The organism is Rhizobium sp. KNZ14-9A (assembly GCF_056755015.1).
The window spans coordinates 1,982,492-2,004,486 of record NZ_JBPGXB010000004.1; the positions used below are offsets into that span (position 1 = coordinate 1,982,492).

Annotated in this window: 18 protein-coding genes and 2 pseudogenes; 12 read left to right on the plus strand and 8 right to left on the minus strand. The window is 60.7% G+C overall.

The annotated features are described in order from the left end of the window. Positions 1 to 7: 7 nt before the first annotated feature. The 6 genes from ACR9ZQ_RS39415 (at position 8) to ACR9ZQ_RS39440 (ending at position 7,202) form a co-directional block, all read left to right on the plus strand. Positions 8 to 1,072, plus strand: a complete 1,065-nt coding sequence (locus tag ACR9ZQ_RS39415; protein WP_310380342.1) for a maleylacetate reductase — start codon at positions 8 to 10, stop codon at positions 1,070 to 1,072. Between the two features lie 197 nt (positions 1,073 to 1,269). Continuing rightward, complete coding sequence (locus ACR9ZQ_RS39420; protein ID WP_481430630.1) at positions 1,270 to 1,554, plus strand: YciI family protein; 285 nt, start codon at positions 1,270 to 1,272, stop codon at positions 1,552 to 1,554. Positions 1,555 to 1,974: 420 nt separating this feature from the next. Further along, positions 1,975 to 2,949 (plus strand): ABC transporter permease, encoded by a 975-nt coding sequence (locus tag ACR9ZQ_RS39425; protein WP_310380345.1) that lies wholly within the window; start codon positions 1,975 to 1,977, stop codon positions 2,947 to 2,949. Beyond that, a complete protein-coding gene (locus tag ACR9ZQ_RS39430) occupies positions 2,946 to 4,013 on the plus strand; it encodes a substrate-binding domain-containing protein (protein ID WP_481430631.1) in 1,068 nt (355 codons plus the stop codon). The genes ACR9ZQ_RS39425 and ACR9ZQ_RS39430 overlap by 4 nt, the downstream gene beginning before the upstream one ends. Before the next feature lie 63 nt (positions 4,014 to 4,076). Then, positions 4,077 to 6,587, plus strand: coding sequence for an ATP-binding cassette domain-containing protein (locus ACR9ZQ_RS39435; RefSeq protein WP_481430632.1), 2,511 nt, complete (start codon positions 4,077 to 4,079; stop codon positions 6,585 to 6,587). A gap of 123 nt (positions 6,588 to 6,710) precedes the next feature. Beyond that, positions 6,711 to 7,202 (plus strand): VOC family protein, encoded by a 492-nt coding sequence (locus ACR9ZQ_RS39440; RefSeq protein ID WP_481430633.1) that lies wholly within the window; start codon positions 6,711 to 6,713, stop codon positions 7,200 to 7,202. Positions 7,203 to 7,326: 124 nt separating this feature from the next. Here the strand turns inward: ACR9ZQ_RS39440 and ACR9ZQ_RS39445 are convergent. The 3 genes and pseudogenes from ACR9ZQ_RS39445 to ACR9ZQ_RS39455 form a co-directional block, all read right to left on the minus strand. Continuing rightward, a pseudogene (locus ACR9ZQ_RS39445) lies at positions 7,327 to 7,653 on the minus strand (4Fe-4S dicluster domain-containing protein); the annotation flags it as partial. Positions 7,654 to 7,877: 224 nt separating this feature from the next. Continuing rightward, complete coding sequence (locus tag ACR9ZQ_RS39450) at positions 7,878 to 8,060, minus strand: ribbon-helix-helix domain-containing protein (protein WP_405049686.1); 183 nt, start codon at positions 8,058 to 8,060, stop codon at positions 7,878 to 7,880. Between the two features lie 137 nt (positions 8,061 to 8,197). Continuing rightward, on the minus strand, positions 8,198 to 8,920 hold the full coding sequence (locus ACR9ZQ_RS39455; RefSeq protein WP_481430635.1) for a GntR family transcriptional regulator: 723 nt from the start codon (positions 8,918 to 8,920) through the stop codon (positions 8,198 to 8,200). A 216-nt stretch (positions 8,921 to 9,136) separates the two neighbouring features. Here ACR9ZQ_RS39455 and ACR9ZQ_RS39460 point away from each other — a divergent pair, with 216 nt between their 5' ends. The 5 genes and pseudogenes from ACR9ZQ_RS39460 to ACR9ZQ_RS39480 all read left to right on the plus strand — a co-directional run. Further along, a complete protein-coding gene (locus ACR9ZQ_RS39460; protein ID WP_481430636.1) occupies positions 9,137 to 9,892 on the plus strand; it encodes an ABC transporter ATP-binding protein in 756 nt (251 codons plus the stop codon). 13 nt (positions 9,893 to 9,905) lie between these two features. Further along, complete coding sequence (locus ACR9ZQ_RS39465) at positions 9,906 to 10,901, plus strand: ABC transporter substrate-binding protein (RefSeq protein WP_481430637.1); 996 nt, start codon at positions 9,906 to 9,908, stop codon at positions 10,899 to 10,901. Positions 10,902 to 10,911: 10 nt separating this feature from the next. Further along, positions 10,912 to 11,682: an ABC transporter permease gene (locus tag ACR9ZQ_RS39470; RefSeq protein ID WP_310380358.1), complete on the plus strand. Its 771-nt coding sequence runs from the start codon at positions 10,912 to 10,914 to the stop codon at positions 11,680 to 11,682. A gap of 13 nt (positions 11,683 to 11,695) precedes the next feature. Then, positions 11,696 to 14,065: a CehA/McbA family metallohydrolase domain-containing protein gene (locus tag ACR9ZQ_RS39475; RefSeq protein ID WP_481430638.1), complete on the plus strand. Its 2,370-nt coding sequence runs from the start codon at positions 11,696 to 11,698 to the stop codon at positions 14,063 to 14,065. Between the two features lie 199 nt (positions 14,066 to 14,264). Beyond that, positions 14,265 to 14,585, plus strand: a pseudogene (locus tag ACR9ZQ_RS39480) (DDE-type integrase/transposase/recombinase); the annotation flags it as partial. Between the two features lie 42 nt (positions 14,586 to 14,627). Here the strand turns inward: ACR9ZQ_RS39480 and ACR9ZQ_RS39485 are convergent. Next, positions 14,628 to 15,632, minus strand: coding sequence for a 1-aminocyclopropane-1-carboxylate deaminase/D-cysteine desulfhydrase (locus tag ACR9ZQ_RS39485; protein ID WP_481430639.1), 1,005 nt, complete (start codon positions 15,630 to 15,632; stop codon positions 14,628 to 14,630). A gap of 173 nt (positions 15,633 to 15,805) precedes the next feature. On the opposite strand from ACR9ZQ_RS39485, the gene ACR9ZQ_RS39490 reads away from it, so the two are divergent. Next, positions 15,806 to 17,650 carry an ABC transporter ATP-binding protein gene (locus tag ACR9ZQ_RS39490; protein ID WP_310380364.1) on the plus strand — a complete coding sequence of 615 codons (1,845 nt, stop codon included), beginning with the start codon at positions 15,806 to 15,808 and terminating at the stop codon, positions 17,648 to 17,650. Between the two features lie 244 nt (positions 17,651 to 17,894). Here ACR9ZQ_RS39490 and ACR9ZQ_RS39495 read toward each other — a convergent pair whose 3' ends face one another. The 4 genes from ACR9ZQ_RS39495 to ACR9ZQ_RS39510 are packed head-to-tail and all read right to left on the minus strand — an operon-like array spanning position 17,895 to position 21,993. Beyond that, on the minus strand, positions 17,895 to 18,716 hold the full coding sequence (locus ACR9ZQ_RS39495) for a sulfurtransferase (RefSeq protein WP_481430640.1): 822 nt from the start codon (positions 18,714 to 18,716) through the stop codon (positions 17,895 to 17,897). Between the two features lie 27 nt (positions 18,717 to 18,743). After that, the gene (locus ACR9ZQ_RS39500) at positions 18,744 to 19,730 is read right to left on the minus strand and encodes a hypothetical protein (protein WP_481430641.1); all 987 of its coding nucleotides are present in this window, start codon (positions 19,728 to 19,730) and stop codon (positions 18,744 to 18,746) included. Beyond that, positions 19,727 to 21,076, minus strand: a complete 1,350-nt coding sequence (locus tag ACR9ZQ_RS39505) for a M20/M25/M40 family metallo-hydrolase (RefSeq protein WP_481430642.1) — start codon at positions 21,074 to 21,076, stop codon at positions 19,727 to 19,729. Before ACR9ZQ_RS39505 ends, ACR9ZQ_RS39500 begins: the two co-directional genes overlap by 4 nt. Further along, on the minus strand, positions 21,073 to 21,993 hold the full coding sequence (locus tag ACR9ZQ_RS39510) for an ABC transporter permease (protein ID WP_481430643.1): 921 nt from the start codon (positions 21,991 to 21,993) through the stop codon (positions 21,073 to 21,075). The genes ACR9ZQ_RS39505 and ACR9ZQ_RS39510 overlap by 4 nt, the downstream gene beginning before the upstream one ends. Positions 21,994 to 21,995 lie beyond the last annotated feature (2 nt).

Sequence of the window (21,995 nt, forward strand, 5' to 3'; positions counted from 1 at the left end):
GGCCGGCATGGAACACTTCGTCTATACCGGAAATCCCGGCCGCGTCATTTTCGGCAGCGGCACGATCTCAAGGCTTGCGGAGGAGGCCGATAGGCTCGGTGCAAGACGCCTGCTCGTGCTCTCCACACCGGAACAGGAAAGCCAGGCGCAGGATATCGCCGCTCATCTCGGTACGCGCGTGGCCGGAATGTATTCCAAGGCGACCATGCATACGCCGACCAATGTGACGGCCGACGCCATGCGACAGGTCGAGGCACTCCGAGCTGATGGCCTGGTGGCGATCGGTGGCGGATCGACGACGGGTCTCGGCAAGGCGATCGCCTATCGTACCGATCTTGCACAGATTGTTGTTCCGACCACCTATGCCGGATCGGAGGCAACGCCGATCCTTGGAGAAACCGAGGGTGGACGAAAGGTGACGCGATCCGATCCTCGCATTCTTCCGGAAATCATCGTCTACGATGTCGACCTGACGCTCAGCCTGCCGGTTTCAATGTCCGTCACGAGCGGTATGAATGCGGTTGCCCATGCGGTCGAGGCACTCTATGCCCGGGAGGCAAACCCGATCATTTCGATGATGGCGCTGGAGGGGATCAATGCGATCGTTCGCGCCTTGCCCGGGATCAGCCAGAACCCTGGAGACAGGATGTCCCGTTCGGATGCTCTCTATGGCGCCTGGCTCTGCGGTATTTGTCTCGGGTCGGTCGGAATGGCGTTGCACCACAAGCTCTGCCACACGCTCGGCGGCATGTTCAACCTGCCGCACGCAGCAATGCATACCGTCGTATTGCCGCATGCCATCGCCTACAATGCCAGTGCCGCACCAGCAGCGATGGACATGCTCGGCGGCAAGCTTGGTGCCGCCGATCCCGCCCAGGCACTCTTTGATCTTTCGAGGCGGCTCGGTGCGACGATGTCTCTGCAGGAGCTCGGCATGCCACAAGGCAGTGTAGGAGCTGCCGTCGAACAAGCCATGTCGAATGCTTACTGGAACCCGCGTGCTCTGGAAAAGGAAGGTCTGACCGACCTGCTCGAGCGCGCTTTCCGGGGCGACGAACCCCGGGCAAAATAGGTTCGCCGCCATCCGGGAGCGTTGGACGCGACGAGGAGTTTTGCGTAGTGGGGGCAGGGAAATCCGGAAATCCAAAATGGATAATTCCACTGTTTCCTTTGCTCAGAGTGCGGTTACCATCACTATTGCGATGTTTCCGATATCCGAAATTGGACGGGAGACGGAGGGCCGATTTGGCTACCAGGGAGGGAGAGGTCATGCTTGCAGTTCGTGTCGCACTATCCAATCCCGGCAAGGCGGCCGAACGCGAAACCTATCTCGAGGACCACAAGCGCCATCTGCGGTCCGGTCGGGTCGGCATCGTCCAGTCCGGACCTATCGTGGATGAATTCGGCGAAGGCAGCGGAGGAGTTGTCGTGGCTGACGTCAGTTCGCTGGAGGAAATGCATCGCTTCAGCGCGGAGGATCCCTTTGTCCTCCACGACGTCTATGCAAGCGTCGCCATCTACGAGTGGCGGCCAACGATCGGCGGCCATCGCTAAGATGACCGCATCGGGATGCCCGCGTGTCCCGGCAGCAGCTGATTTTCTGAGGAGGAGGGAAAATGAAAGCGGCAGGTACAATCAACTGGGACGAGATCCGCGACTGGCTCGCAGAAGCCGGGAGCATTTGCAGCGGATTTCACGTCGAGTACCAGGAATCGCGAAATCCGCCCCACCCACTGTCAGCGCGTCGACGGCCTAGCCGCCTGCGACCTCCGCCAAAGGCCGGCCCATCGATAAGTTGGGTTTTTCCGAAACGGGATACCTGACGTCGGTCTCCTCTCTTGAACATTTGCCGAACGGGCCCTCCGGTTTTTGCCGGGAGCTCGGCGGCGGAGCCATGACATTCAGCGCGAAAGACAGACTTCGATGACGAACGCCTTTCCCATTGCTTCCAACAAGCATCCAAGGGGGACAATCTTGCCGATACCGCTGGCACGAAGCTTCGTGACCGTCGTCTTCTCGACGCTCGTTCTCCTTCTCGTATGCGCGGTCTTTGCGCCGTCGAGCCTGTCCTGGGGCGCGCTTTCGGGAAGCCTGCCCTTTGCGGCAATCATCGCCATTGTCGGTCTCGGTCAGTTGCTCGTGGTGCAGCAGGGTGGCTTCGACCTTTCCCTTCCTGGCGCGGTGTCGCTTGCCGTCGTCATCGCAACCCACTTTCCGCAGCAGAACGATGCGTTGCTCCATCAGGCAGTCCTTCTGTCGATTGGCATTTCGCTCGTCGCCGGCTCTCTGAACGGGCTTCTCGTCAGCATCTTCAGGGTGAACGCGATCATCACCACGATCGGCACCAATGCGCTGCTTTACGCAGTCGTCTTTGCTGTGTCGGGCGGCGTCCCCTCGATCACCACCAACCTTCTGGCCGAGATCGCGGGCGGCGAAAGTCTCGGCCTGCCAAACTCGGTCATCTTCGCGCTGGCGGGCATGGCGCTCGTGAGCTTCGCGCTCAAGAAAACGGTGGCGGGTCGACGGTTCGAGGCGATCGGTGCCAATCCTCTTGCCGCACGAGCTGCCGGCCTGAACGTGCGCATTCACCAGATGATGGCCTATGTCTATGCGCAGCTTCTCTATTGCATGGCCGGCACACTGATTGCCGGCATCACCCGCGAACCCACCGCCTTTCAGGGGGACAGCCTGCTGCTGCCCTCCGTCGCTGTCGTGGTTCTCGGCGGTACGTCACTTCTCGGTGGGCGAGGTTATCCCGTCTCGACGGTCATCGCTGCATTTTTCCTCAACCAATTGAGCCAATTCGCACTGACGGTCGGGGTGCCGTTTTCAGCTCAAACCATCATCCAGGCCTTGGCTCTGGGTTTTGGCATCGGTGTTTACTCGATCCGCTGGACGGTAAACCGCAAGACAACGACTGGGACAAGAAAAGTGGAGGACAAAACATGAAACATGCATCTCTCTCGAAATACCTGGCGCTTTCCGTTGTGGCCGCGACCATTGCATTCGCCACTACCGGTATCGCCAAGGCCGAGGCCCCATCCTGGTGCGGCCCGAAGAAGGCAACGCTCGGACTACTGGACGGTTATGGCGGCAACAGCTGGCGCCAGGTCACGACGGCCTCCGGCAAGCAGACCGTGGATCTTTGCCCCAGCATCACCAAGTACGAATATGCTGACGGTCAGGGCGACACGTTGAAATCGATCTCCGACATCAAGAGCATGGCGGCCAAGGGTCTTGATGCGCTTGTCGTCTTTGGCGATGCAGGCCCGGCCGTGCTTCCAGCCATTACCAGCGTCTTCAAATCCGGCAAGGTCGTCGTGCCCTATCGCGTCGCCGTTGGTGGCAAGGATAGCCAGAATTATTCGAAATTCGTCGGCGCATCCTTTGAAAACGATGGCGAAAGCTGGGGCAACTGGATCAAGAGCGTCCTGCCGAAAGGCGGAAACCTCCTCTTCCTCTCCGGGCCTGCCGGCAACAGCCAGGGCCTCGATGAACTCAAGGGCCTCAAGAAGGTTCTTGGCCCCGAATATGTGTTCGTCAATCAGGAGCCCTTCGCCGTCACCAACTGGGATCCGGCGCTGACACAGAAGGTACTGACGGCGGAAATCGCCAAGAACCAGAAGATCGATGTGATCATCTCCGACTTCGGTCCCTCTCTCGTCGGTGCGCTGCCGCTCTTTGCCAAACAGGGGAAGTCGATCCCGGCGCTTGCTACCTCTGATGGCAATTCGCTCGGCTGCTTCTGGCAGGACAACAAGGACAGCAATCCGGACTTCAAGCTCTTCACGGTCGCAACCGGCAACGACAATGTCAGGCTCGCGGTCCAATGGGCCGTCGCGCTTGCCACCGGCGGCACGCCGCCGAGCGAACAGGTCTTCAAGGCACCGGCCTTCGAGGATTCGGTATCCGGCAAGCCAAGCGCGGTGCAGTGCCGCAAGGATCTTCCGGGCGCGATCTACCTGTCCTCCGAACTTTCAGCCGAGGATCAGGCAAAGGCGGTGGGAAAGTAATCGTAAACATCCAGGACCTGCCCGAGCTCCGGGCAGGTTTTCTCTTCCAGCGGATGACAAGCTATGGCTGCAGCAGAAATCAATGCAATCGCGACACCGTTGTCGACCCGTTCCGACCAGACGATCTGCCTGACCGGAATCCACAAATATTTTGGGGGTGTTGCCGCGCTTCGCGACGTGAGCGTCGAATTCCGGCCGGGCGAAGTCCATGCCATTCTCGGTGAGAACGGTGCAGGCAAGTCGACATTGATGAACATCATCGCCGGCACGCTCCAACCGAGCGAGGGCGAGATCAGCTTCGAGGGCGAGCGCATCAGGCAGATGACGCCTGAGTTCGCGAGCACCATCGGCATTGCCATCTGTTTCCAGCATCCCGCCATCCTCAACGACCTGTCGATCCTCGAAAATCTGAGCGTTGCCCTGCCGCCATCGATGTTTTCCGGCAGGCCCATGAGCGAAGTCGCAAGGGAGATGCTCGACACGGTCGGATTGGCACTACCGTTACACATGCGCGCCGGCCAGATGACGGTGGCGCAGAAGCATTTGCTCGAAATAGGCAAGGCGCTCGCAATGAAACCGAAGCTCCTCATCCTTGACGAGCCGACGGCCTCCCTCGACCAGGAGGCAACTGACATGCTCTTCGGTCTTATCCGCAAGGCGGTGAAGGCGGGCACCTCGGTGATCTACATCACCCACCGTCTGGCAGAGCTGCGCCAGATCGCCCAGCGCGTCACTGTCATGCGAGACGGGCGCGTGCGCGGTTCGGCACTTGTCGATGACACGAGCGATGCCGAGCTCGTCAATCTCATCGTCGGCCGCACGCTGGAGGCTGCCTTTCCGCCAAAGTCGAAGCGGGTCGGCGGTGAGGCCAGTTTGTCCGTTGCGGGTTTGAGCGGCCACGGATTTACCAATGTAAGTTTTGATGTAGCGCGCGGCGAGATCATTGGCGTCGCCGGTGTCTCCGGCAACGGCCAGACAGAGCTGATGCGCACGCTTGCCGGTCTGCACACAGCAGAGGGGGCGGTCACGCTTCACGGGCAAGCCGTCAATCAACCGACGCTGTTGCGTCAATCTGCCTTCATGCCGTCTGACAGACATCTCGAAGGCGTGGCGAGCGGCCTGACGGTGCGCGAAAACGCCACCTTCTCTGCGCTGGAGAAATTCGCCGCAAGTGGCGTCATGAACAGTAGGAGAGAGCACGAAAAAGTCACCGCGATCTTCGGCGAGCTGGCAGTCAAAGCTCCCGGTCTCGAAGCACCGATCATGTCCTTGTCCGGCGGCAATCAGCAAAAGGTGGTAATGTCGCGCGCCCTCCTGTCAGAGCCTGGCATTGTCATTGCCGACGAGCCGACGCAGGGTGTGGACGTTGGCGCGCGCTTCGAGATCTATCGTATCCTGCGTGACGTCTCGGAGGCAGGAACGCCTGTTGTCGTCAACTCATCCGATGCGGTCGAGCTCGAGGGGCTGTGCGATAAGGTCATCGTCATGTCGCGCGGTCACGTCGTCGAAACGTTGACCGGTGATGATGTCACCGAAGAGCGCATCGTCGCGGCGGCCGTCAAGGCCGCAACTCACGATGTCGAAAGCGGTTCGATATCAGGGGGGACCGCACCGAACGGGCTGCGCCATTTCCTGCAGTCGGATATTGCGCCCGCCGTGCCGTTGGCGCTTGTGACTATTCTTCTCGGGCTTTTCGTCAATGGTCAGAACGACAACTTTCTGTCGATCTACAACATCTACAACATCCTCCTGCTGTCGACCGCACTGGGCTTCATCGCCCTCGGACAGACGATCGCGCTGCTCATGGGCGGCATCGACCTATCCGTCGGCCCGCTTGCCGGTTTTCTCGTCGTCGTCGCCTCGTTCTTCGTCACCGAGGATATGTCGAGCGGTATGATGTTGATTGGATTTCTGCTCATCCTGACGGGTGCGTTCGTCACGGGCGCCGTGAATGGCGTTTTGATCCGATACGCGAACTTTACGCCGATTGCGGCAACACTTGCCATGTATATCGCGATACAGGGTTTCAGCTTTCTGCTGCGCGAAAATCCGGACGGCTATATCAGCTCGACCGTCACAGATTGGATCAACTGGCAATGGGGGCCGCTTCCCGTCGCCTTCCTCATCCTCGTCGTCGTGACGCTGATTGGTGAATACGCGCTGCGCCGATCGAGACTTGGCTGGCGCTTGCGGGCGGTCGGTTCAAACGAGGAATCCGCACGCAGAATGGGCATTCGTGTCGATCTGACCTATATCAGCGGCTATATCGCTTGCTCCCTGATGACCGCCGTCGGCGCACTCATGCTGATGACACAGATCGGCGTCGGCGATCCACGCCAGGGCGTCAACTACACCTTGTCCAGCATCACGGCAGTCGTACTCGGTGGTACGAGCCTGACGGGTGGTCGCGGAACATTCATCGGCACGGTCCTCGGTGCCGTCCTGCTGACGGAAGTGCTGAGCGCGGTGACATTCCTCAGTCTCACGCAGACCTATCAATATCTGTTCCAGGGCATCCTGATTGTCGTCGCGGCGCTGATCTATTCGGCTGCCCGCAGGCGGACAGCAGACTAGCTGAGGCGACCTCCTCCGCGACTGATGGCAAGCCGCGGTTTCTATCAGCACACGCACGTCCGGCATTTTCGAGCGGCTCAACAAATTGGATAAGGTTATCATATGGCGGGCAGGGTCTACGGCATGCACCACATCGGCATTACGGTGCCGGATATTGAAGAGGGCATTGCTTTCTTTCGGGCGGTTTTCGGTGCAATCGAGGTCTTTCGTACTGGACCCTTCGATGTCGACCAGGATTTCATGGCAAAAAAGCTGGGCGCATCCGCACAATCGACCATACGCGATCTGGTGTTCCTGTGTTGCGGCGAAGGGACGAGTGTCGAGCTGTTTGAATATAGTGGCGAGGAAGACAGCCGACCGAAGCGATCCTCGGAGGTCGGCGGCATGCATCTTTGTTTTGAAGTCGACGACGTTCATGCGTGCGCGAATCGATTGCGAGCGCAGGGCATCGACATGCTGGATGGACCCAACTTAGTTGAAAGCGGACCATTGGCGGGATTCAATTGGATCTATTTCCGAGCCCCGTGGGGGTTGATTTTGGAAGTCGCGAGCTTCGCGGAACTCGGCTATGAGCGCAATTCGCCTCATCGGTTATGGAGAGTGGAGCGGAAGTGAACTTCGGCGCCAGCTGTTGAGTTGTTGGTGGGTCAAGCGCGCCGGTGCTAGTGCGAATGTTGTCCTCGCGTGACTGTCAAAGAACCGGACGTCTGCCAGGTTGGCGGCAGCGTCGATGCAACGGTCACATATTCGGATAGACCGGCCCTTCGCCACCCTGCGGCGGAACCCAGTTGATGTTCTGGTTGGGATCCTTGATGTCGCAGGTCTTGCATTGGACGCAGTTCTGGGCGTTGATGACGTAGGTTTCCTGGCCATCCTTCTCGACCCATTCGCAAACGCCGGCCGGACAGTAGCGGGTCGAGGGACCGGCATAGATGTCGTGCTCGGACGACTTCTGCAGCGCCATGTCCTTGACCTTGAGATGCACCGGCTGGTCTTCCTCGTGATTGGTGTTCGACAGGAACACCGAGGACAGCCGGTCGAAGGTCAGGACACCATCGGCCTTCGGCCAAAAGGCCGACTTTCTGCCTAAACTGCTCATAGTAGCGTTCAGCGGCTTGAGGTTGGTGAAGACCTATCTCGACATAAGTATTGATGACGCCGTCCTCGGCTTGAGGCGACCAAACGAGCTTAACCGCCATGATTGCGAGCGGCGTTCAGTTTCTGACGGGCTTTTCCGTGGGTTGCCTCGAAATTAATAGCTTGCGGCGCGCCGCTGGCTTTGCCCTGCGCTCACAATTCGCGGAGATGCACAATATCGTCCTTCCGGCTAGCCCATTTCGCAGACCAGTCACGCATGGCTTCGCGTACAACTTCGCTGCTGCTGCTGGCATAAGCACCGCTTTCGACCGCATCGCGCAAAAGCTCAGCTTGCTGCGGTGTTACTGCAATGCTGACCTTTGAGACGTTAGACATGATTGCTGCGCGGCGGCAAGCATGTCTTAGACCTACCAAAGGCCAAGCTCCCGTTATTCCTGCAGAATCTCCTGCAGATAGAATCGTAATGGCAGCGCTCTGGGTTCTGGTCTCATCAAGAGCAAGTACTCAAACAATCAGCGCTCGAGGATTCGATTACCGAGGACAAACTTATAGCGCTCCGGCCGAATAAAGAATTCAGACTTTTCGGCGCAGACGCCGTTATCGAAATAGGAGGTTCGTTCGAGCACGAGCAGGACGGTATTTTCCGTCGCTCCGATCAGCGACGTGATCCGAGGCGAGACAGCACGCGCCCCGATCGCAATCTCAGCGGAGACAATGTCGGTGCCGGCTTTGTCTTTGAGGAGTGCATAAGTCGGTTGCTGTTCTGCGACCGCTGGTTCTAGTTCCAATATGAAGGTCGGCAACAGGCTTCGGCCCAACGCAATTGGTTCATCATTCACGACATGAAGCCGTTCTAAAAGTGCGCATTTCGTTCCGAATAGCGGGATGAAGGCAGGTGGTGTTTCAATGGCGGTCAGTTCAACGATTCGCATGGTGGTATCGAAGCCCTGGACTTTCAGCGACTCATGAAAGCTACGCAGCGTATCGATCCGATGGCGCACCTGCTTGCCTGCTACGAAAGTGCCTTTGCCTTTCCGACGCTCGATCAGCCCGTCCTTGTCGAGCTGTTCGAGCGCCAGCCGGACGGTAACGCGGCTGACATTGAAGCGGGACATGGTCTGCGATTCTGACGGGAGCCGTCCGGAGGGTTCGTAGGCCCCTTCGGTGATCTCGCCACGAAGGCGGTCGGCGATCTGCAGATACATCGCCACCGGGTTGTTCCGTATCAGACTCATCTATCTTCCATTGGGTCGAAAAGACCACGAAGCAGCAAAGCTTTGGAATAGCGTTCCCTTTAGTCGCCAGACAAGGGGAACTCTTCACGTTGATAGCCTGTATTATAATGTATTAAATCTTGGGGCAACTCCAATCCAGGGTCATCCTCAGGCAACATGGCATCTCGATCTACACCACGGCAGATTTCATCCGGCGCCGCGTTCTCGGTGGACGGCATGGCTTTCGCCTATCCCGAAAGCCGACGCGGCGTATTCGAACGGTTTTCGCTGAAAGCTCGGCCGGGAGAATTCGTGGCAATCCTCGGTCCGTCCGGTTGTGGCAAGTCAACGCTCCTCAATCTTCTTTCCGGTTTCCTGCGCCCGCAATCGGGGCATATCACCATAGACGGTGCGCCTGTTGCGCCGGAGCATCCGGTTCTCGGATATGTATTCCAGTTGCCAAATCTCTTCCCTTGGCTGAGCGTCCTAGAAAACGTCCGCTTCGGCCTACGCATCAATCGCCGTGGATCGTCCCAAGAGCAGCGAGCCCTCGCGCTGCATTTTCTGCGGCTTGTCGGCTTGGAAGAGCAGGCGCATGAGCCACCTCACCGATTGTCGGGCGGCCAGCGTCAACGGGTTGCGCTAGCGCGCTCGCTGGCGCTTGAGCCGCGCCTACTGCTCATGGACGAACCATTTGCGGCGCTCGACGCGATGACGCGCGCCTCTCTCAATGACGAATTGCTTCGCATTTGGTCAGGCTTGGGAAAAACCGTGCTGTTCATCACCCATGACATCGACGAAGCGATCTATCTCGCCGACCGGGTTCTCGTCCTTGGGCTGCCGCCGGCAGGCATCACCGCCGAAGTGCCGATCGATCTGCCGCGTCCTCGCGACCAGCGTGGCACGAGAGCCAATCCTTTATTCGCACAACTGCGCGAACGGCTCTGCGAGGAAATAGCCAAGGTCACGGCCGACAATCAACCCGTTACGTGAAGGGGATCATCCGATGAAACGCATTCTACCTGCACTTCTTCTCGCACTTGCGGCGGCTTTGCCCGCCCACGCCGGGGACCCGCAGCCGCTTCGCATTGGCTGGGTTCAAGCCATGGCGAACGCGCCTGCGCTGATCGCCGAGGAGAAAGGCTATTTTCGGGAAGAGGGATTGAACGTCGAACTCAAGGGTTTTGGCGATGGTCCGATCATCCAGCAGGCGGTGGCTGGAGGCGAAATCGACGTGGCCTATATCGGTGCGCCGCCGGTCTATCAATGGGCAGCGCGTGGTCTCGATGCCAAAATCATCGCCAAGGTCAATTATGGTCAGGCAGCGCTGATCACGAGGACGGACGGCTCCATCCACGCGCTTTCCGACCTTAAAGGCAAAAGGCTTGCCGGCGTCAACAGGGGCAGCGGCATGGATGTGCTGCTGCGCGGCTACGTCCTGAAGGAGGCCGCCGGCCTCAGCCCGGACACGGATCTTGCGCTGTCGCAAATGCCCGTGGGCAACATGAACGCTGCTCTCGATACCGGTGTCGTCGATGCAGCCTTCTTGTGGGAGCCTTTCATCAGCCAATCGTTGCTGCGTGGTGCAGGTCGCGTCGTCTTTGACGTGAACGAAGCTCTGCCCGGCTATCCCTGGTACGTCATCGCCGCGCCTGCCAAGACGCTGAAGGAGCGACCGGAGGATCTGGTGAAGCTGTTGCGGGCGAATTCGAAGGCCATCGTCTTTCTGCGGGAGAACCCCGAGGAGGCCGACCGGATCATTGCCCGGAGCTTTAAGCTGGAATCTCTGACGGCCGCGGACGGAAGTGTCGTTCCGCCGGAAGCGATCGTCGTGGAGGCAAGGAAGCGCCTTGGGTGGTCGGCCGAAATCGAGCCTTCCGATCGTGCGTTCATCCAGAGGCTCATCGATTATTCCGTCGCCCTCGGCTTTCTCGATAAGCGTTTGAATGTCGACGATATCATTGATGACAGCTTCGCCGTCAAAGCGGCCGCGCAACGATGAGATCCGATCAATGAAGAAGTTGGCAGCGCGGCTGCATTTTCCGCAACCGTCCTGGCGCTGGGCAGCGCTCCCGTTCCTGCTTGTCGTGTGGTGCATCGCGGCAAGCCGCGTTCCCTCCTATGTGCTGCCGCAGCCATGGGACGTGGCGGCCGAAGGGTTTCGCTGGATCCGGTCGGGCGAGTTGGGCCGCCAGGTCATGGCGAGCTTGTTGCGGGAATTCGGCGGCTTCGGAGCGGCCGTCATGGCTGCTGTGCTCATCGGTGTATCCGCCGGACTCTGGCGGCCTTTCCGTGAATTCGTCCAGCCTCTGGTCGGCCTCTTCATGGCTATCCCGCCGATTGCCTGGGCGCCGCTGTCACTGATTTTCTTCGGCCTTGGGTATCTCTCCATTGCCGTCGTCATATTCATCGCATCGGCCTTTCCAATGGCCCTGACGATTCAGGAGGGCGTGCTCTCCATCAGCAGTGGCGAAGTGCGAGCGGCGCGCATTTTGGGTGCCAAGCGGCTGCAATTGCTGGCTCATGTATATCTTCCTGCCTCTCTCCCGTTCCTGACTGCCGCATTGCGCATCGGATTTTCCCAGGCGTGGCGTGCGCTTGTGGCGGCAGAGATGATCGGAGCATCCGAGGGGATCGGCTGGATGGTCGCCATGGGCGGGCAGCTGGGCAACTCGGCGCAGGTGCTTCTCGGCATCGCCCTGATCGGGCTCACGGCGTGGCTCATGGAGAGTCTCGTGTTTCGACGGATAGAGCGCCACTACGAAGGCTGGCGCGGACAATAAACGGACATTCCCCATGACAGAGATTTTGCCGCATCGGACTTTTCAAACCACCGTTCATTCTCCGAAGGGGCTTGCCGGTCATTTCGATACTCTGCCCTTTCTCGGCCGTCTGACCTGCCAGAGGCAGGTGTTGACGGCGGGCGAGTGGACCGAACTGGAGCTCACTTATGAGGTCGGCGCTGTCGGCCTCGCCGACGGCGCGTGGCTGAAGCTCGCCTTCAAGTTCTATTCCGACTGGGCGCTGTTCCAGACAACGGAGCCGACGGGCGCCAACTATGTCTCCGCCGAATACCACGCCGGCCCTCTGGTTTCGGGGCAAAGCCCAGGCACGATTCAAGCATTGAAGGTGCGTTTCGATCAAAAGGGACACGAGCGTCCCTTCCAAAAAGCTGTCATCATTGACGTCGTCGACGGCTATCTCAATCCCGGCGACAAGATCGTCATCCGCCTGGGCGATCGGCGGCAGGGCGGCGCCGGCACGCGGGTGCAGACTTTCGTGGAGAAGGCGTTCCGTTTCCGGCTGTTCGTCGATCCGCTCGGCAGCTCGAAATTTGCAGAAGTTCCAGGCGACTGCACTCTGGAAATCGCGGCCGGCGAGCCGTATGCGCTTCAGGTCATCGCGCCGCGGCTGGTTGGCCTCGGTCAAATCTTCGACGCTATCGTGCGCGTCGACGATATATGGGGAAACACTTGCCGCGGTCGCGACCTGCAGGGCTCGCTCGTCATGACCGCCCCGGATGGCACGCAAACAACGGAGCCAGTGGCACTCGCCGCGGAAGGCTGGACATTCGCGCGGATCTCCGGCCTTTCCTTCGCCGACGCCGGCGAGTGGAAACTAGAAGCACGGCTGAACGGCGAACCCTTCGTCGCCGCGGGCGTCGCCTATGTCCAGGGGGAAGACGGCGCCTTGCGCCCTCTCTATGCGGATCTGCACGTCCATTCCGACGACACTGTCGGCACCAATGACGCGACCTACAATCTCACCTACGGGCGCGACATCGCCGGGCTTGACGTGGTGGGCTATACCGTCAACGACTTCAACATCACCGAGGCGAATTGGGACAAGGCGGTGGAGATCATCCACGATCTCAACGAGCCCGGTCGTTTTGTCTGCTACCCGGGCACCGAATGGTGCGGCAACTCCGCTGCCGGCGGCGACCGCAACGTCGTCTTTCTGCGCGACGGCAAGCCCCGGTTTCCGTTCGACGAGAAGGGGCATTCCCTTCGCTCTTTCGAATGGAATGAGACGACGGCGGGCGCGATCCGTCCTGGGATATGGCCCGTCGACAGGCTCTATGCCGCCTATGAGGATGATCCGGAAGGCCATTTGCTAATCCCGCATGTGGGTGGCAGGCGCTGCATTCTGGACTGGAACCATCCGGAGCTGGAACGACTGATCGAGGTCGGTTCCGCCTGGGGACAATTTCATTGGCTTTACACCGAAGCCCTGGCACGCGGGTACAGGGTCGGCGCTTCCGCTGCGAGCGACGAACACCAGGGCCGCTGCGGCGGTGGTGCGCCGGCCACCGGAGCTTTCGGCGCGCGCGGCGGGCTCACCGGCGTCATCGCCGACCGCTTCGACCGAGCCGGCGTCGGCAGCGCGCTTCGGGCGAGGCGCACTTTTGCCACGACTGGCGAACGTAGTTTCGCCGTTCTGTCGCAAGGCAGGCATTTTATGGGCGAGGTATTCAGCGCCGAATCCAAAGAGCCGCTATCTTACCGCCTGCTCGGCGATGCCGGATGGGAGGAGGTTCAGCTCTTTGACGGAGATTGCGTCGTATGGCGTCGCGATCTTCATGCCGAAGCGGGCTTCAGCGCGCGGAGAGTGCGCATTCGCTTCGGTGGCGCACGGATCAAGGATCGCTATCGCGCTGCCTATTGGAGCGGGGAGGTGGTTGTGACCGGTGCAGCGCTTCTGGGTGTGCACGGGATCGGTTTCGATCATCCCGAACAAAGCGTGTGGCGCACTGGGCTCGGCACGCTCGGCTTTAGGACGGCAACGCATGGAGACGTCGACGGGATCGAACTTGAGCTTTCCGACCTTCGCGACGCGCGCATCGCTATTGCCGTGAAGCTCCATGGCTACAGCAAGATCGGAGATCCGCTCCAGCCGCCGCCGCATCTCCATGCCCCCGAAGTGTCGCTGGAGGCAAGCGGAAACGAGCTGATCGCACAGGGCTCCATCTCGGTCGATCTTGCCGGTGTTGAATTGCGCCTTCTGTTGGAGCGCGTCACCGATCACCCTCTTCCGCGCGACCTCTTGGGTGAGATCCCGCTTGCAGGACTTCCATTGAACGACGGGCCTGAACACCCGCTTTTCCTGACAGCAAGACAGAGGGATCAATCCCGCATTTGGACGTCACCGCTATTCATGACCGCCTGAACTGAGACTGAGCAACCGTCAGTCCCGAAGTTCGGCTAAGTGAGCGGGCGTCCACCTGGTTGGCCCGCAAACCGTGACCAACCGGAATGGGACTTCGTTTAGGGCGGGGCGTGTGTTCCAAGCAATGCAGTTGTAACGCCCACAATCAACTTTCCGGCATTGTAAGGCCTCTAGCGAGAACCAAAGGCCATTCGGCGCCGAAACCAAATGTCCTGTAGAGCTCGTGCACCGGCAGGTCAAATATCTGAACAACGTCGTTGAGGCCGATCACGGCAAGCTGTAGCAACTGATCAAACCGGTGAGAGGATTCAAGACGCTGAAAACGGCCTATGCGACGATCAAAGGTTTCGAGGTCATGCGCGCTTTGCGCAAAGGACAGGCTGCGATTTTCAACCTGACCGGCGACATCCGTGGAGAAGCATGCATCGTTGAACGTGCTTTCGGGATTGGACCGAGCGCGCTAACAAAGGCGGTAGCACTGCTCGCTAGGAATCTCGAAAACCGCGAGGCTGCCAGGTAATCGAAGCCTCAACCAACCGCCTTCAGTCGCTGGACCATGCATTCAGCCCGCCAGATCGCTGGTCAGAAGTCTTGCGTAGGGGAAGAGCGCCGGGGAGCCGCCGCAATGGACGAACAGCACCGAGCTGCTCTTGGCGATGGAACCGTTCTCGACACATCCCATGATGCCGGCGAAGGCCTTGCCGGTATAGACGGGATCGAGAAGCATGCCTTCGCGGTTGCCGGCGAGCTTGATCGCCGCATTGCCCGCCTCCGAGGGGATTGAATAGCCGGGGCCAATATAGTCGTTCTCGATGCGGATGTCGGCGCCAGTCCAGCGTTTCCTCAGATCAAGAAGCGCAGCGCCGGCGTTCGCCATCGCGGCGATGCGTTCGCTGAAGGGAACGGCGCTGCCGGTGACGGCAATGCCGACCACTTCCGTGGTCGGCCAATAGAGCGAGCAGCCGATGTGAAGGCCTGCCAGCGTGCCGCCGGAACCGACGGGAGCGACGAGATATTGCGGTGCCGGCGTGCCGACGGCCATGTACTGTTCCGAGAGTTCCTTGACGGCATTGACGTAGCCCATCGCGCCAAGCGCGCTCGCGCCGCCGAGCGGGATGATATAGGGCTTTTCACCGCGGGCTTCTGCTTCCGCGGCATGGTGATCCATGCGCGGGTTGATTTCGGTGAAATAGGCATCCGGATCGAGGAAATCGATCTCGGCGCCGAACAGATGATCCAGCAGAAGATTGCCCTGATACTGGTCCGGACGATTGCCGCGCAGCACGAGGATCGGCTTCATCCCGAACTTGCGGGCGGCGGCGGCCGTCATGCGCGCATGGTTCGACTGGTGTCCGCCGGTGGTGATCAGCACCTTGACCTCCTGCGCGACGGCATCCGCCATCAGGTACTCTAGCTTGCGGACCTTGTTGCCGCCACCGCCGAAGCCGGTGAAATCGTCCCGTTTAACCGACAGGGATATGCCGATTTCGGCGCCGAGGCGCTCCATCGGTTCGATCGGGGTCGGCAGGTAGCCGAGGGAGAGCCGGGGGATTTCTTCGAGCTTCATCTGCGGAATTCCTTCATCGCTGCCGAGGCGGACCCGCCCCGCAAAGGACGGTTCCGCCAGATCATGATATATAATATATCCTATATCGACCCTGGCAAGGTGCTTTTATTTGTGGCATTCAAGATATTGAGGCACGGGCATGCGGGTGCCTTTTCGCGATGAAAGGAATGGACATGACCGAACCTGTAATGACCGTTTCTGGCCTGAAAACCTCGTTCCGGCGCAAGGGTGTCTGGCTGCCAGTCGTCCGCGAAGTGTCCTTCGATGTCTCTGCCGGCGAAACGCTGGCGCTGGTCGGCGAGTCGGGCTCCGGCAAGAGCGTTACAGCATTGTCGATCATGCGGCTTTACGGACAGGACAACTGCCGGATCGAGGGTTCGGTGAGGCTGGAAGGGCAGGAGCTTTTGACGCTGCCGGAGCGGCAGATGCGCAATATCCGCGGCAACCGTATCGCCATGATCTTTCAGGAGCCGATGACCAGCCTCAATCCGTCTTTGACTGTCGGTGACCAGATATCGGAAGTGCTGGTTGCCCATCGCGGCCTGCCTTTCCGGGATGCGGCAAAGGAGACGCTCGGGCTTCTTGAGAAGGTGCGTATCCCTTCCGCCCGCACGCGGCTCACGGAATATCCGCACCAGCTCTCCGGCGGCATGCGCCAACGCATCATGATCGCCATGGCACTCGCCTGCCGGCCACGGCTCTTGATCGCCGATGAGCCGACGACGGCCCTCGACGTAACGATCCAGGCGCAGATTTTGGAACTCATCAAGCTCTTGCAGGAAGAAGATGGCATGGCCGTTCTCTTCATCACCCATGACATGGGGGTCGTCGCCGAGATCGCCGACCGGACGCTCGTCATGTACAAGGGCGAGGCGATCGAACGCGGTGAGACGGAAGCGATCTTCGATCAACCGCAGCGCGCCTATACTAAGGCGCTTCTTTCCGCCGTGCCGAAACTCGGCTCCATGCAGGGCGCATCCGGCCCGGCGCGTTTCCCGCTGATCGATGTCGAAAGCGGTGTGCCGGTCGATATGCCTCCGGTTGCCGATACCGTCTCCGTCAAACCGCTCCCACTTCTCCAGGTGCGCAATCTCGTAACCCGGTTCGATGTCGGCGCAGGTTTTCTCGGGGCGACGTCGGGACGCGTGCATGCGGTAGAAGACCTGTCCTTCGATCTGAAAGCCGGCGAAACGTTGGCGCTTGTCGGGGAATCCGGCTGCGGCAAGTCGACGACCGGACGCACGATCATGCGGCTGCTGGACGCCAATTCCGGCTCGGTCAAGCTCGACGGCAAGGAGATCCTTGATCTCAAGGGCGCGGAAATGCGTGCCATGCGGCGGCATATCCAGATGATCTTCCAGGATCCGTTCGCCAGCCTCAACCCGCGCATAAACGTCGGCGATGCGGTCGCGGAACCCCTGCTGGCCCACGGCATTGCGTCTGGCAAGGGCGACGCGCGAGACGGGGTCGCCGACCTGATGTTCAAGGTCGGCCTGCAGCCGGATATGGCAAGCCGCTACCCGCATGAATTTTCCGGCGGCCAGCGCCAGCGCCTCTGCATCGCCCGAGCGCTCGCCATGGCGCCGCAGATCATCGTGGCCGACGAGGCCGTCTCGGCGCTCGACGTCTCGATAAAAGCGCAGGTCATCAATCTGATGCTCGACCTGCAGGAAAGCCTCGGTCTTGCCTATCTGTTCATCTCCCACGACATGGCCGTGGTGGAGCGGATGAGCCACCGGGTGGCCGTCATGTATCTCGGCGAGATCGTCGAGATCGGGCCGCGCCAGTCGATCTTCGAAAACCCGCAACATCCCTATACGAAGCGGCTTCTGGCGGCGGTTCCGGTTCCTGATCCGTCGCGCCGCGGTATCCGGCGGGGCCTCAGCAACGACGAGATCAAGAGCCCCATCCGGCCGACTTCCTACGTGGTCCCGAAGCGGGACTATCTCGAAGTCTCTCCTGGACATAGGGTGCAGGTCTGGGGCGACGAATGGGGCACTGCTGCGGTTGCCGCGTAAAATCTGACAGGTTGGAGGGGCAGAACGATGCCCAACAACCTGCCCGGTGGCGATGTTCAGTGGCGCTTCGCGTGGGGAGGCGCGCCGATTGCAGCAAAACTGCTCCATGCGGGATGGGTTTCGGGATCGGGCGGGTGAGCGGAGCTGCTGGCGCAGATCGCCATCGGCGACAAGCCGTCTGTCGATCCGTCGCCATCCCGCCTCTGGTTCAGGACGGCAGCCCGATCGAAATCCAGAGCTGGCTTTAAACCTCTTCGGCGGGTCCGATCTCGATCGGCAGGGCAGCATTGCCGGCCCATTCGTGCCAGGAGCCGGTATAGATCTTCACCTTGTCGAAGCCGGCGAGCCTGAGGCCGTAGAGCGCGGTGGCGGCCCGGGCGCCGCGGTGGCAATAGGTGATGATCTGGCGATCCGGCGTCAGGCCGGCGGCCTTGGCGATTTCGCGGATCTCAGAGGCGGGGCGATATTTGCCGTCGCGCAGCATGTCCTCGTAGAAGGCGAAATGCGAATGCGGAATGCGGCCGGGTCGGGCGCAGCACGGATGCACGAAGGTACCTTCGAATTCCGACTGCCGTCGGACGTCGAAAATTTCGGTGTTGCGGTCCGAATGGCCGAGAACCTCGTCGGTCGAGGCGACAAGCTCGCGCCGAAACCCATTCGGAGAGGTATCCGACTGCCGGATGGCGTCGGTGGCGCCGGTCGCCGGTGCGACCTCACCACCGATTGCCTCCCATGCCTGGATACCGCCGTCGAGAACGAGGCCGCCATCGAATCCGGCCAGTTCATGAAACCAGAGGCCGCGCGGCGAGATCATGCCGGTCTGTTCCTCGAAGAAGACTGGAACGCGTCCCTGACCGATGCCGAGCCGTTCGAAGGCTTCGTGCGCGCCCGCCGCCATGCCTCTTATCCCCGTCTCATCGCTTTGGGGAATGAAGTAGTCGTAGACGTTGAGATTAATGGCGCCTGGCAGCGTCTTTTCGCGCCAGGCGGCTTCGGGGCGAACGTCGACTGGGACAAGTTGTCCTTGCGGTAGCACCTTCAGCAGTTCTTCGGCGGTGATGATCATGACCGGGTCCTTTCCTTGCAATAGGCATCAGATGGCCGGCATCGCGGTGCCGATCCCGAGTTCGTTTGCCCGTCGCAACAGACGTGCCGCAAAGGCAATGTCGAAAACGTTGAGGCCGAAGCTCGAGAAATACAGCGATGCACCTGTCGGTGGCTGCCAGCCATCGAGGACGATGGCTGGCAGGTCCGCCGCGACACGCGAGGGCGCAAACTGGCCGGCGCGATACATCTGGAAGAGGCTTTTTGCACTCTTATCGGCAAAATCGCCCCAGAGATCGACGGTGACGAGATCCGTCGCAGCGATCGTCTCGAACTTCACCTCGTTGAAACCGATCTGCATGATCAACCGGCCGGCGCCGACGGCGGAGGCTTCGAGAAACGGTTCCGGCGCCGAGGTGCAGCAGAGAATGACATCTGCATTTTCCAACGCGTCGTGCAGGTGATCATGCGGGATGAGCCGCGTGATCGCGCTTGGGATTGCCTGTTTGATCAACGTATCGAGATGGGCTCTCGTCCGGTTCCAGAGATGAACTTCGCCCAGGTCCGGAAACAGGCTGCGCAGCATGTCCAGATGCGTCTGCGCCTGTGCGCCAGCACCTAGGATAGAGACGGCTTTGAAAGCGTTCGGCATCAGGCCGCGGATCGCAGCGGCCGAGACGGCGGCGGTGCGCATGCGGGTCAGAAGCGCGCTTTCGACAGTGCCGAGCGGCGCGCCATCGGTCAGGGCGTTGATGAATGTGGTGCTGCTGATACTGGGAAGATCGTCCACCGGTTCGGTGCGATGGACCGTCCATTTCAGGCCGGCTGCGTCGTAGACGCCGCCGACGAAGGCGGGGAGACCATAGGCCTTGTTGCGAGGATCGGCGCCGAGCGGCATGACGCTTTCGGCGACCATGCCGGCCTTGCCGTCACGCAGAAGGCGTATCGTTGCCTGCACGTCCTTGACGGCTTCTGTCCAGTCAAGGGCACCGGCTTCGATCGCGTCGGCACGGGAGAGATGGCGGATAGTGTTCATGCGGCCTCCGCTTCGTCGGCGACAAGATCGAGCCAGAGGGCGATGGACTCGATGAATCGGCGATACCCTTCGAGCGTCATGAACTCGTCGATGCCATGCGCATTGCCGCCGCGACCGGCGCCGGCGAGAAGGAAGGACTTCGCATGCCGCGCAAAAGCATAGGCGGGGGCGGCGCCGATCGCCCAGGGCCAGACCTGCGGCGCGGCAAGGGCGGTCTTTTCGTAGCTCTTCAGAAGCGGTGCGACACCGGGCGCATCGGCGGAAAACCGATGGCCGGGATAACTGTCCGCAACATTCAAGACAGCGCCGGGCGTTGCCTTTAATGCATTTCGGTAGGTGGCCAAAAAATCGGCAGGATTGAGCGTCGGCGGGGTGCGTAGTTCGAAGCCAGCGCGGGCACCATGCGGTATGACTCCATCGGCGGTGAGCGGCATGCTTTCGAGGCTGGAAATGTTGAAGGAGGCCGCCGACAGGACATGTTCGAGGAGGGATCTGCCACCACCTTCGAGTGCGAACTTTTCGGTTCTGCGAAAGCGCAGTTCCGCCGCCGGATTGAAAGACGCGGCCAGCCTCGCGATGATGCCGGCAGCCTCCGCGTCGATCTCGATCCCGCCGAGTTCGCCGGTCGGCGGTTTGCCGATCAATGACAGGGCCTCGACCAACCGGCTGGCGGGATTGGCGATCCAGGGTGCGTTGCTGGAATGAATGGCCGCTTTCGGGCCACCCCATTCGCCGCCCTCGACACGGACCTCGCCCTTAGCGATGCCGGAAAAACCGAGATAGACCCGCGGCGGACCGCCGCCATATTCGCAGAAGGAGGGAAAGATCGCGGCTGCGCTCTGCCGCACCGGGCAGGCATCGTTGGCCAGGTAGTCGCGCATGGCGCTACTGCCGCTTTCCTCCTCGCCATCAACGAGGATCTCGACATTGACGCGCAGCTTTCCCGCATCCGCAAGCGCCTTGACGGCGAGCAGCATGCCGGCGAGCGGCCCCTTGTTGTTCTCGGCGCCGCGGGCGACGAAACTCGGACCGATCTCCGGCAGATCGACGATGCCGCCGCGGAACGGATCGACGGACCAGCCCTGCGACGTGGCAGGCATCACGTCGTACATGTTGTAGAGGATGACGGTGATTGCGGCTCCCACGTCGATGCGGGCGTGAACCACGGGCGGGCGGCCCCGCGACGAGTTGGAGCAGATGATCTCGGCGCCGAGCTGCTGCTGGAGCCAGCAGCGGATCTCGTCCGCCTGGACGCGCAGCGCCTTGTCGTCGCCCTTGACCGACGGGATGGCGCACCAGTCATGCGTCAGTTGCAGCGCCTCCTCGACCGCCCACTCGTCGATCATAGCCTGATCCTCGGGTTCAGCGAGACATAGGCGAGGTCGACCAGGAAGTTGACGACCACGAAAACCGCGGCCGCAAACAGCACGACCGCCTGGACTACGGGGAAGTCGCGGTTCTGGATGGCTTCGACGGCCAGACGACCGATGCCCGGCCAGGCGAAGATGATTTCCGTCACCAGCGCGCCCCCGAGCAGCGAGGCGAAATACATGCCCTGCACGGTGATGACCGGGATCAACGCGTTGCGCAGCGCATGGTGAACGATGATGCGCCAGGAGGAAATGCCCTTGGCGCGGGCGGTGCGAATATAGTTTTCGCCTAGAACCTCGATCAAGCTGGCACGCACCAGCCTTGTGATGGCGCTGAGATAATAGGCGCCGAGTGCGATCGATGGCATGACCAGTTGGGCAACCGAGCCGATACCGCTCGACGGCAGCCAGCGCAGTTTCAGCGAGAAGAAGATGATCAGCAGCAGCGCCAGCAAGAAGACCGGGATCGCCTGGCCGAGAAGCGAGATGACGCGAATGGCGAAATCGATGGCGCTGTTCTTGCGCACCGCTGCGATCGTGCCGAGCAGGAAACCGAGCAGCGAACTCCAGACGAGTGCCGTGCAGGCAAGCAGCGCCGTCGCCGGTAGGCGTTCGACCAGGAGATCAAGTGCTGGACGGTGGAAGCGCACCGACGTGCCGAGCTCGCCGCTCAGCGCGCCGGCCAGGAAACGGCCATATTGTACCCAGATCGGATCGTTGAAGCCCATGGCCTGGCGAAAGGCCTCGATTTCTTCGCGCGATGCATCGGGCGTCATCATAAGGGCGGCCGGATCGCCGGTCAGGAACAGGGCGAAGAAGACGATAGCCGAGACGCCGAACATGACGACAATGCCCTGCAGCGCTCGTCCGGTGATGAAGCTCGCTGGTTTCATAT